This window comes from Virgibacillus sp. FSP13 (assembly GCF_054048505.1).
This window is the reverse complement of the sequence record NZ_JBSVKG010000018.1, coordinates 1-11,842: the sequence shown is the minus strand read 5'-3', so window position 1 is coordinate 11,842 and position 11,842 is coordinate 1. Positions and strand designations below refer to the sequence as shown.

Below are 11,842 nucleotides of genomic sequence, written 5' to 3'. Positions count from 1 at the left end.
ACTTATGTCTGTAAAACATTCATTACTTGCATTACTATATGAAAAACCAAGTCATGGTTATGAGCTAAAAACTGGTTTTGATCAACTTGTTCAAAGCATGTGGCCGTTAAATGCCGGTCAGGTGTATACAACACTTGATAGATTAGAGCGGGATAATCTTGTTGAATCACCAGGAAATGATCAGAAGGACCGTAAACTTTATACGATCACCGAACAGGGAAAAAAGGAATTGTGGACCTGGCTAAAAAAACCTGTTGAGCGATCTTTGCTTAAAGACGAGTTTTATTTCAAATATCTTTGTGCTAGCCATGTAGATTATAAAGAAAAACAAAGTATGATTCAGGTTCAGAAGCAGACAATTATAAAAGATGTACTACACCTTACACAATTTAAAAAACAGATGAACCAAATTGGGAATCAAACAATGAAGATGCTTGTTGAAGGAGCATTACTCCATTTAGAAGCGGACATTAAATGGCTGGATATGATTGCGACGGATTAAACAGATAAAAAATACTTATCAATGGAAAGTGCTTGAGCCGATATTAGTTTGAGCACTTTTTGTTGGTTAGTTCGCTTCGCAAAATATATCAAAAAATTGGATCTAACTCTTTTTTTATTTAATTTATATGGCTACCTTTCCAAGTATGTTCATCTTCCATATTTTTTAGTATTATAGATGGGGACTTACTATAGAAAAAACATTTTATATATTTTAGGAGGTACAAATATGGCAGAGAGAAAGAAACAAAACAAAAAACAAGTAACTGGCAAAGGGATTGTGACAGGAACAATCGTTGGTAGTATGTTAGGTGTAGCGACAGCATTGCTTTTTGCTCCTAAACCCGGCAGAGAATTGCATGGTGACATTAAGTTTCAGGCGGATACAGTAAGAAAAAAAACTGTCGATAAAACAAAAGAACTTGGCGATGCAACAAAAGCTCAAATTACTGAAATTAAGACCGGAGTATCTAATGGATCAAAACAGGTCGACAGTAATAATATAGATAAAGCTGAGGAAAGTGAAAAAGTGGACAGTGAACAAGGTGCTTCATTACAGTCAGATAAAATGGAAAAAGCACAAGAAAATGACGCCGCTGAGAAGGAAGTAAAAGAAGAAAAAGTACAACAAAATAAAGAGCCAAAAGAAGAAAAGGTAAAAACAAACGAGAAAAAGACGGAAGCAACGAATACAAAAGAAGCACACAGTAAAAAGGGTACGAAAAGCAAATCAGCTTCTACAAAACAAACGTCGTCTAATACAAAGAGAAAGACACAATCTAAAAGCAGCAGCAAAGCAGGATCAAGTAAAACTACAGCAAATAAAAGTAATTCTAAGTCCGGAACAGATGCAAAGGATAAAACCGCTAAAAAATCAACCGCAAAAAGTGAATAAGATTTTGTCTGTTTGTTTTTGATCTGGGCAAAAATCCACCCTAAAAAGTGAAAACAGATCCACCATCTGTTCCAGCGCATCCTAGTTATGTTCTAGATGGAAAGCTCTCTGTCATGGATAATCTAAATGGATTAGCGTTATTGAACATATGGTGGATTCTTTATTTAACGAACGTGGGTTTTGATTGGTGACCGATTGCTTTGCTTATTTGATTGATTAGGCTCTAAATCATCACTTAACTAAATAAGTTTAGCTAAATCAATTAATACGGATTTGCATCATTCCCCTTCTGTTCAGCTTGTTTAGGAGCCTTTTCACTATCCTTATTTCCAATTGGATTTTGGCTTGATCCATCTTTTACGGAATTTGCTAAACCTTCTCGTAAACGACGGCCATAATCTTCATCTGCTTCTTCCGCAAGAGCGACCATTTTATCTTGAATTCTTTGGTCACATTGAGAGAGGTCTCCCACTAGGTTTGAAATTAACTCGTCCTTTTCCCAGTCTTCAAAATTGCGATAGGTTTGTCCAGCCTGCTTTGTGTTGCTTTGTCTGTCAATGGGTTCACGAACAAGTTTTCCTTCAACCTTTGGTGTATGTTCTTTACCGATTTGCTCAGCTTCTTTTAATCCACCTAATATGGAAGGTTCATAATTAATGTGAGGGTTTTTTCCAGGTGCATGCTCTGCTTCATGGCGCATTTGTCCACCTTCCTGGTTTGTTGCCGTTCGTTTTTTGGCTGCGTTAATTGGCAGCTGTAAATAGTTGGCCCCAACACGATAGCGTTGTGTATCGGAATAGGAAAATGTACGACCTTGCAGCATCTTGTCATCAGAAAAATCAAGGCCATCTACAAGTACTCCTGTTCCAAATGCTGCTTGCTCTACTTCTGTAAAGTAATTTTCCGGATTTTTATTTAAAGTAAGCTTGCCAACCGGTAACCATGGGAACTGATCCTCAGGCCAAAGTTTTGTATCATCAAGCGGATCAAAATCCAATTCTGGATGGTCATCATCACTCATAATTTGCACATAAAGTTCCCATTCAGGATAATCACCTTGCTCAATCGCATCGTATAAATCCTGTGTTGCGTGATTAAAGTTTGATGCTTGGATCTCATTTGCTTGTTTAACCGTCAAATTTTTAATGCCTTGCTTCGGCTCCCAATGATATTTGACAAGTACTGCTTCTCCTTCATTATTTACCCATCTATAGGTATTTACTCCGGAGCCTTGCATCATCCGATAATTTGCAGGGATGCCCCAGGGTGAGTAAACAAATGTAACCATATGGAAGGTTTCGGGTGAATTAGCACAGAAGTCAAAAAAACGCTGACTATCTGGAATATTTGAAACTGGATCTGGCCTAAATGCATGAATCATGTCAGGAAACTTCATCGCATCGCGAATAAAGAAGATTTTCAAATTGTTCCCTACTAAATCCCAGTTCCCATCTTCTGTATAAAATTTAATAGCAAATCCACGGGGATCTCTTAATGTTTCTGGGGAATGCCTTCCATGGATAACCGTGGAGAAACGAACAAATACAGGCGTCTTTTTCCCTTTTTCTTGAAAAACTTTTGCACGTGTGTATTTTGAAACAGGTTCATCTCCAACTGTTCCATATGTTTCAAAATAACCATGCGCACCGGCTCCACGCGCATGTACAACCCGTTCCGGTACAGGTTCCCGATCAAAATGACTTATTTTCTCGATAAAATCATAGTTCTCTAACGTTGCGGGGCCCCGATTTCCAACGGTTCTGATGTCCTGATTGTTGGTAACAGGATGTCCTTGTTTATTTGTCAGCGTATCTTCGTTTTCAATATTGGTTTGATGATTATTGCGATTTGATTGTTCGTTGGCCATTGTTATCATCTTCTTTCTGTTATAGTTTTCGTCATTTACGTTTCCCAATAGGCTTTAAATAATGCGTTTAAACGGTATCTTCTGTTTCGTGACAACCCTTACTTAATAAGGAGATGAATAAACTACTGAAACCTTTTCCCTTTTCATTCGTACGTCTATATGAATAGAATAGTTACATAGACTAATAAGTAAAGGTCGGGAGGAGGGTAATATTGGACTTTAAAGAAACATTTAACATTACGCAGTCTAGAAAATGGAAAAACGTATTGCGCTGGATTGGGTATGTTTTCTTAGTAATTGTATTAATCATGATCATAGGTTTATTATCTAACCAATTGATAACGGATTACATCTGGATGGATTCCCTTGGATTTTCACAAGTATTTACTACCGTTTTGGGGAGTAAAGTTCTTCTTGGTGTGATTGGATTTGTGTTATTTGCGATATGTACATATTTTACGGTTTTCTGGATTCGACGATCATATATTAGTCACTTTGATCAAGTTCAGTTGCCGAAGATTATGTTCTCGCGTAAAAAAATGACATTGATTATGCTTGGCATATCGGTCCTAATTGGTTTAATTGGCAGTATGGTTACACAAGGAATCGGATGGGAGCAGATGTTGAAATTTATCCATCATGCATCATTTGGGGAAACAGATCCCTATTTTAACTTGGATATATCGTTCTATATGTTTGTATTGCCATTTTTAAAATTTATCATTTATCTGTTACTTGGATTGGGTATCTTTTTCTTGTTACTAGAAGCAGGTGCTTATTCAGCATTTAAAATGTATCGGTCAAGTAGACTGGCACAATTACATCTTGGTGTAACACTTACAATCATTGGGCTGCTTTTAGCTGGTAACCATCTTTTAGGGCCTTATGGTACGCTTTTAACAAACCAGGTAAATATTTTTCAAGAAAGTGCTGTTTACGGATTAAGTTACACAGATAAGGTTATCAATATTCCAAAGTCATATGTACTTGCGGCAGCTGCACTTATCGGAACAATTTGGATGATTGTAGCATTGATTAGGGGAAAATTAAGATCAATGGTTGCTCCTATTGTCCTATATATTGGATTGGTGATCGTTGGACAACTGGCATCTGTCGGCGTGCAGCATTTTCTTGTATCGCCAAATGAATTTTCCAAAGAAAAGCCTTTTTTGAAACACAATGTAGCATTAACAAGAGATGCTTACGATTTGGATAGTATTAAGGAAATGGAGCACCCTGGAAATTATTCGCTGGATGAAGCAATGTTGGATCGAAACAAAAAAACAATTGAAAATATACGGGTGAATGATTCAAGGCCGCTTCTTGAAGTTTATAACCAGTTGCAAACATTCCGTACGTACTACAATTTTAATGATGTCGATATTGATCGCTATAAAATTGATGGTGATTATGAACAAGTCTTTTTAGGAGCACGAGAATTGAGTACGGTTGACCTTCCTGATCAAGCTAAAACATGGGTGAACCGTTATTTAAGATATACGCACGGATATGGGATTACAATGAGCCACGTGAATCAAGTGACAAAGCAAGGTCAACCTGAGTATATGGTGAAAAACCTTCCACCAGAAGGCGCGTTAGATGTTACGCGTCCACAGATCTATTTTGGGGAAGAGGATTACCAGAATGTTATTGTCAATAGTGGGGTAGAAGAATTTGATTACCCATCGGGAGATGAGAATGTCGAAAGTCACTTTGAAGCAGATTCTGGGGTTCCATTGAAAGGTATCAACCGTTTATTATTTGCGTTAAATGAAGGGTCTTTCCGAATGCTAGTATCGGACCAAATTACCGAAGATAGCCAATTACTGGATACACGGAATATTAAGGATCGAATAAAAAGAATTGCACCATTTTTCACGTATGACAAAGATCCATATATTGTGGTCCGGGATGATGGTAGTCTTGTCTGGATTATTGATGCCTACATGACGGCAGAGCGTTATCCTTATTCAGAACCTTATCAAGGTAACAAAAACTATTTAAGGAACCCTGTAAAAGTGGCTGTTGATGCCTATACAGGAGAAGTGAACTTTTATGTGAATCAACCTGATGATCCGTTAATGCAAACGTATCAAAATATGTTTCCGAAGTTATTTACGGAGAAAATCCCGGATGATATTCGCGCACACTTTCGCTATCCGGAGAAATTGTTTAAAACACAAGCTTCCATGTACGGAACCTATCATATGGAAAACCTGGAGGTATTTTACAATCGGGAGGACTATTGGCAGTTCCCTACCGAAAAATACTTCAATGAAGATATTGTGATGGAACCATACTACATGACTATGAAGTTGCAGGAAGAAAAAGATGAAGAGTTTATTTTAATGATGCCTTATACACCGAAAAAGCGGCAAAATATGATTTCATGGATGGGCGTTCGCAATGATGGAGATCACTATGGTGAAATTTTTGTGTATCGTTTTCCAAAACAAAAGAATATATACGGACCACAACAAATTGAAAACCGGATCAATCAAGATAGTGACATTTCTAAACAGTTAAATTTATGGTCGCAAGGCGGATCAAAAGTTATTCGAGGGAATTTGCTAGCAGTTCCTATAGAAGATACGATTCTTTATGTAGAACCGGTTTATATTGAATCTTCCAATGCTACTTCTCTTCCTGAAGTGAAGCGGATCATCTTGGCTTATGGAGATAACATTGTCATGGAGCCTTCGTTTGACAAGGCGCTTGATAAGATGTTGAATCTAATTGATCCTGAACATCAAAGTGGGTCGGAAGAAGGCGATGGTGGAGATGAGGACGAAAAGCCAGATGAGCCTTCACAGCCGATTACAGATGCAGATGAAACATTGCAACAATTAGCTGAGCTGTTTGATGCTTATCAACAAGCATTGTCTGAGGGGAATTGGGAGGAAGCCGGTAAAATTATGACAAACATTGAAAACCAGCTGGAAGAGTCTCAGTAATTTGCTAGCGTGATGCAATGAAACCTTAATAAAAACAATGTCCCTTGTAGTTAAACTACAAGGGACTCTTTATGCTTCGGAGACATTATTTAACCCCGAAGTTAATGACCATTATTCAGCAAATTTGTTATAAGCCCCGTGCATAACCGGTCCTACATATTCGTTTAGTTTCCAGCCGTGAGCAATTGCTGCCGTGACAAAGTCTTTTGCAGCCTCAACCGATTCTTTTACAGATTTTCCGTTTGCTAGGTTGGCGGTAACAGCGGCCGCAAATGTACAGCCAGCCCCGTGGTTATAAGTTGTATCAAGCTTGTCCTTCTCCAGCAAGGTAAAGTCGTTTCCATCATAAAAGAGATCAATCGCTTTTTCATGATCAAGTGCTTTTCCGCCTTTGATAACGACGTTTTTTGCCCCAAGTTCATGGATTTTTATTGCCGCTTGTTTCATACCATCAATGGTTTTGATTGGGCCGGTTTGTGCAAGTTGTCCTGCCTCGAACAGATTAGGTGTTGTGATTAATGCCCGTGGTAGAAGCAATTCGCGCATTGCATCAGTGTTTTCCGGTTGTAATACTTCATCTTCTCCTTTGCAAACCATAACAGGGTCCAAGACAAATTTGTCAAGATTGTATTCATCAATTTTCCTTGCCCCAAGTTCAATAATATCTACCGAACCAAGCATGCCTGTTTTCATTGCATCGACATCAACCGATAAAATGGTATCCAATTGTTTTTCGACAATGGCTACGTCAATTGGAAAAACATTATGGTTCCAGCCGTTGTTTGGATCCATTGCAACAATAGATGTAAGGGCGGTCATACCATACACGCCATTTTCCTGGAATGTTTTTAAATCTGCTTGTATACCTGCACCACCGCTTGAATCAGAACCAGCGAGTGTTAGTGTCTTTTTCATCGTCATCCAAAATTCCCCCAAGCTTTCTCAATAATATTTTCTAATAATAGGATATACCAATTTTTCAGCAAATAAAAGAATTTCCGTTTTCTTTAGTTGGTGTTAAAAAGTCGAGTTGTCAAAAATTTTATAAACTATCAAAGAATATTATGTAATATATTGCATTTTGCGCAAAAAGATAGTATTATAGCGTAACTGATATATTGCATATAACTTATGTTTGTTAATCAAGTTTACATCGTAGAAGGAGCGAATGGTATGAAGGACAAACTATCATTTTCATCCTATTTTGTAATAGGAGTTATGTTGTTTGCATTGTTTTTTGGGGCAGGTAATCTAATTTTTCCAGCACAGCTAGGGCAATATGCCGGGACAAATATTTGGCCAGCCGTGGTAGGATTTTTGATCACAGGAGTCGGATTACCATTCGTTGGAATCTTAGCAATGGGTTTTTCTGGGAGTCGGAATTTAGAAGAACTCGCAAGTAGAATTCATCCTGTATATGCGATCTTTTTTACATCAATGCTTTACCTGACGATTGGACCATTATTCGCAGCACCACGGACAGGTACAGTTGCATATAACGTTGGAATCGCACCATTTGTGAGTGAGGGATTTCAACAAGGAGGGTTACTCCTATTTACGTTCCTATTTTTTACTGTCACACTATGGTTGTCTTTGAATCCTGCGAAACTCGTGGACAATGTTGGGAAAATACTAGCACCTGGAATTGTTGTTCTCCTAGTTATTCTGCTGACCATGGTTATTGTTAAACCGATGGGGTCCATTCAACCGCCTCAGGATGCTTATGCAAGCGGAGGATTCCTACAGGGATTCCTAGAGGGATATAACACAATGGACGCGCTCGCTTCACTTGTTTTCGGCATTATTGTTATTAATGTGATTCGTTCGATGGGTGTTAAATCTACACGTGGTGTACTATCTGCAACTGCAAGATCTGGTGCAGTGGCAATTACGCTACTTGGAGTCATTTATGTTGGTATTGCTTATTTGGGCGGAACAAGCACGGAAACATTCGGACTTTTTGCAACGGGTGGACCAGTTCTCAGTAGTGCGGCTTCCTATTATTTTGGAACGCTGGGATCGGTGATGCTGGCAATCGTTATCACGCTAGCATGTTTGACAACAAGTATTGGATTGGTAACGGCTTGTGCTGAGTACTTTCACACACTAGTACCGAAAGTCAGCTATAAAAAGTTTGTCTGGTTCTTTTCTGCCTTTACATTTGTAATTGCAAATTTCGGATTAGCAAATATTATTACGTACTCGGTTCCCGTTCTAATGTTCCTATACCCGCTTGCGATTGTTTTAATGATTTTAACGTTTTTGTCACCTTTGTTTAACCATTCACGATTGGTGTATGCGTCAGCAACGGTAGTTACGTTTATAATTAGTGTTATTGATGGGTTGAAATCATTATGTGATTCATTGGGAATTAACTATTTTGGATGGTTGCAACAGATTGTTTCTCTTTATGAACAGTTTCTTCCATTATACAATCAGGGGCTTGGATGGTTCTTCCCAGCCTTAATCGTTATTGCACTTACAGGTACGATCGTACGGATACAACGGTTATCTTTTGTTGAGGCATAAAATAAGCCGGTTTCCCTAGAAGGGGAGACCGGCTTAACTTTTTATCTTAATTTATGAAACTCCTCAATTGCACGAAGCCAATTTTCCTGCATGATTGCTGAAACTTTTGTGACGTTGTGATCCTTCATTAGTGTAATGATGGTATCATGTTCTTCTATCGACTTCGCTGTTAAGATAATCGAGTTATGAAAAAACAATCTCCGGACATGTGACTGCAAGAAGGCGACCATTTTATGAATAAACGGGTTCTTTGCGGTATCAACGATAATCTGATGAAATTCCTCATCTATTTTAAGTGCTGAAAAATAATTTTCTAAACGGATCGCATTTGCAAATCGCTTGTTTGTATCTTCGAGTAACGTAATGACCTCATCTGTTAAATGCGGGATAGCTAGTTCCGCTGATAATGCTTGCAGTGCCGCTAAAGGTGGAAGAAGGTCATTAATGGACTCCCTTTCTACATCTGTTACTTGTGTTGCCTTTCCGGGATACATTTTCACAAAACCGTCAACCTCAAGAAGTTGCAATGATTCACGGATTGGTGTTCTACTGACTCCGAGCGCTTCTGCAAGTTCCGAGTCATTCAACTTTTCCCCAGGCTGCAAAGTACCGTCTATGATCCATTTTTGTAATTGGCTAAATGCGTTTTCTTTGGCAGATTTGCGGATTGGCTTGGAATGATCTGTTGGTATCGGCATTACAATTCATCCTTACTAAATTTTTTATCGTTTATTTAATATTAGTATACATGAAAAATGCTTGTTGGTATATGCAATATATCGTTATATTTTCATGTATTATTGGTTAACCGCCATTTTGCCAAGTGGTCCATTTTCATCAAGTATATCACTTAGTTCAAAAACAGAAATAGGGAACATTGGAAATCCAAAATAGTGAGGTGTGATTTCAATGGGCTGAAAATAAAGTACAAGTGATTTGTCCGCAATATAAAAGTCTTGGTTAGGTGATATCTTTGAAAGGCCATCCAACAACGGAATGTCTCGCTCTTTAATCTGTTTTTGGACGATTCTCGTGAGAACTTCTACATAATTGCTGTTAGGCTTAAATAAGTCTTTCAATTGGTATTGTTTCCCGGTTTTGCTATCAAACGTTAATGATTTCATTATCGTCAAACCATTTGCATGATGATATGCAATTGCATAATTAGTTAGTGTGAGGCTAAGAATGTGACGTTCATTGGTTTTGATTTCATAAGAACCAATCATTTCCGTAAATGAATCAGCTCCTTGCTGTTGATATTGCTGATGGATCAAGGATTGGGCTAGCTGAGCGATTGTTTGATTAATGATTTGCTGTGAATGAGCATTTTGTAAGCCAATCACTTGTGGGTAATAAATAGTAGTGCCCTGTTGTTGGAGGACCATTGTTTGGATGGAAACAGGTAAAGCTTGGGATGCCATGTCTATCATTCCTTTTTATAAGATTTTACAGTATCTTATTCATAGTCTGGGATAATGTCCCTGATTCACAAGCGTTATGTATTTGGCGTTATGTCTCCGGACTTGGGAGATTAGGAACAGGATGAACGAAAAAAGAGCAAGAACAGGAATTCTTGCTCTAAAATGCAAATTGAACGAAGCCGCTCTTTAAATTGGTATTTTGTAGATCATATCGAGGATGGAAAGCGTTAGTCTTCTTTCTGTGGATTGGAAATTCCCCCCATAAATACGATCGTGTCTGTTTCATTGTCTGTAATTGCAATGAAGAAAGGACGATTAACTTCCATACGAAATGGTCCATCGATGGTTATTGATTCTGTTACGACGTCAACTGATGTTGTTGCAGCTGCTTCTGTACCTTCTTCATTCACATTGATAAACGTCTTCTGTTTAACTTTACTAATCCATAATGGGTTATCCTCTTTAATCATTTTCGAAAAGTCTGCATCCTTATTGAATGCTGTCGTCATACCCAGATCCTTTAATGTTTCATTCAGCGATGTTTCGTATTCCAATTGAAATTTTGGCAGCATTATCGTGCCCTCTTTGGGACGGAACTCCGAGCCCAATTGCTCCCAGGTTTCATTTGTTAGTGTTTTTTTAAACTCTTCTAAACTGGAGTCTTTCTTTGGCAGAAAGATGTTCATGCTCATTTCATCATCGCCATAAGGAAGTGTTACCGCTTGAAAGTTTTCGTTTTCCAAATAAAGTAATTCCTCCGTTAGTGTCATAAGCGGGATATCTTTTGTTGTCCCGTCTTTTAAATGAAAGCTTCGATCTTCTGTTTGATCCTTATTAAATTCATATGTCCATTCTCCCTTAAAATAAATTGCGTTAATAAGTATTGCAACTAAATCAGGATCCAATCGAGATGCTACAATTTTTTTGATTTTATTATTCGTTGACTTTTTAACCCATTCATTAATCATTCCTGATGACTCGCTATCGGATACATCTATTTCCTGTATTTCTGCGTTAAAATAATCAGTGTTACTTTTTGTGAAATCGTCTTGAAAGTGAAAGTTCTCATTTAGCCAAATCGAGTTTGCAATATTCAATTTCGTGTGGTCTGAATTGTTATGAAGCATGGTTATCAAAGAGGCGTTTGCTTTATTTAGCTCGTTTACTTCAATTCCTTCAGCTTGTAATGTCTTTGCTATTTCTTCTTTTGTCATGCTATCAGCGCCGTTATATACCATGGACAATGCTAGCAATAAACTAGTAGGGGAAATAAAAATATTGTTATTTTCATCTGCCTCAACTTCTGCTAATAACTTGAATCCTAACTCGTTATTAGAGGCTACGATTTTTTTATAATCCTCTTCAGCGAAGTCCGCGTTACTTAAAAATCCCGGCTCCTGTGAGGTTGAATCGCCTCCACAGCCTATTGTCAATGTTAACAAGCTGACAAGCACTAATGAAATGGTTATTCTCTTCAACTTTATCACCATCCTTTCTACTATCTTTGCCAGTTTAGGGAGGTTACATAAGATTTTTAGTAACCTTGATTCTAGCTATAGTTTTATATTCTGTAATAATGATCCGTTTCCTTCTATATTGATTCATCAAAGTTGGATAGGGGGTAGTGGGAATAAATAATATGGTCTGTGTTGTTCCTTCAATCATTGTGGAAGTC

The 11,842-nt window shown here is 37.9% G+C and carries 9 protein-coding genes; 4 read left to right on the top strand and 5 right to left on the bottom strand.

Going from position 1 to position 11,842, the window contains the following annotated elements; genetic code table 11:
- Positions 1 to 4: 4 nt before the first annotated feature.
- Entirely contained in the window at positions 5 to 502 is a 498-nt protein-coding gene (locus ACW2QC_RS14245; protein WP_457544634.1) for a PadR family transcriptional regulator, read from the top strand.
- Positions 503 to 730: 228 nt separating this feature from the next.
- Positions 731 to 1,396, top strand: coding sequence for a YtxH domain-containing protein (locus tag ACW2QC_RS14240; protein ID WP_457544633.1), 666 nt, complete (start codon positions 731 to 733; stop codon positions 1,394 to 1,396).
- A 262-nt stretch (positions 1,397 to 1,658) separates the two neighbouring features.
- On the opposite strand, the gene ACW2QC_RS14235 is transcribed toward ACW2QC_RS14240, so the two are convergent.
- Positions 1,659 to 3,272 (bottom strand): catalase, encoded by a 1,614-nt coding sequence (locus ACW2QC_RS14235; protein WP_457544632.1) that lies wholly within the window; start codon positions 3,270 to 3,272, stop codon positions 1,659 to 1,661.
- A 203-nt stretch (positions 3,273 to 3,475) separates the two neighbouring features.
- On the opposite strand from ACW2QC_RS14235, the gene ACW2QC_RS14230 reads away from it, so the two are divergent.
- Positions 3,476 to 6,217, top strand: a complete 2,742-nt coding sequence (locus ACW2QC_RS14230) for a UPF0182 family membrane protein (RefSeq protein ID WP_457544631.1) — start codon at positions 3,476 to 3,478, stop codon at positions 6,215 to 6,217.
- A gap of 111 nt (positions 6,218 to 6,328) precedes the next feature.
- On the opposite strand, the gene pdxK is transcribed toward ACW2QC_RS14230, so the two are convergent.
- Complete coding sequence (pdxK, locus tag ACW2QC_RS14225; protein WP_457544630.1) at positions 6,329 to 7,138, bottom strand: pyridoxine/pyridoxal/pyridoxamine kinase; 810 nt, start codon at positions 7,136 to 7,138, stop codon at positions 6,329 to 6,331.
- A 252-nt stretch (positions 7,139 to 7,390) separates the two neighbouring features.
- Here pdxK and brnQ point away from each other — a divergent pair, with 252 nt between their 5' ends.
- Positions 7,391 to 8,746 (top strand): branched-chain amino acid transport system II carrier protein, encoded by a 1,356-nt coding sequence (gene brnQ, locus ACW2QC_RS14220; RefSeq protein ID WP_457544629.1) that lies wholly within the window; start codon positions 7,391 to 7,393, stop codon positions 8,744 to 8,746.
- Positions 8,747 to 8,787: 41 nt separating this feature from the next.
- On the opposite strand, the gene ACW2QC_RS14215 is transcribed toward brnQ, so the two are convergent.
- The 3 genes from ACW2QC_RS14215 to ACW2QC_RS14205 all read right to left on the bottom strand — a co-directional run bounded on the left by ACW2QC_RS14215 (position 8,788) and on the right by ACW2QC_RS14205 (position 11,645).
- On the bottom strand, positions 8,788 to 9,444 hold the full coding sequence (locus tag ACW2QC_RS14215) for a GntR family transcriptional regulator (RefSeq protein ID WP_457544628.1): 657 nt from the start codon (positions 9,442 to 9,444) through the stop codon (positions 8,788 to 8,790).
- A 99-nt stretch (positions 9,445 to 9,543) separates the two neighbouring features.
- Entirely contained in the window at positions 9,544 to 10,167 is a 624-nt protein-coding gene (locus tag ACW2QC_RS14210; RefSeq protein WP_457544627.1) for a DUF3298 domain-containing protein, read from the bottom strand.
- Positions 10,168 to 10,394: 227 nt separating this feature from the next.
- The gene (locus tag ACW2QC_RS14205) at positions 10,395 to 11,645 is read right to left on the bottom strand and encodes a serpin family protein (RefSeq protein WP_457544626.1); all 1,251 of its coding nucleotides are present in this window, start codon (positions 11,643 to 11,645) and stop codon (positions 10,395 to 10,397) included.
- Positions 11,646 to 11,842 lie beyond the last annotated feature (197 nt).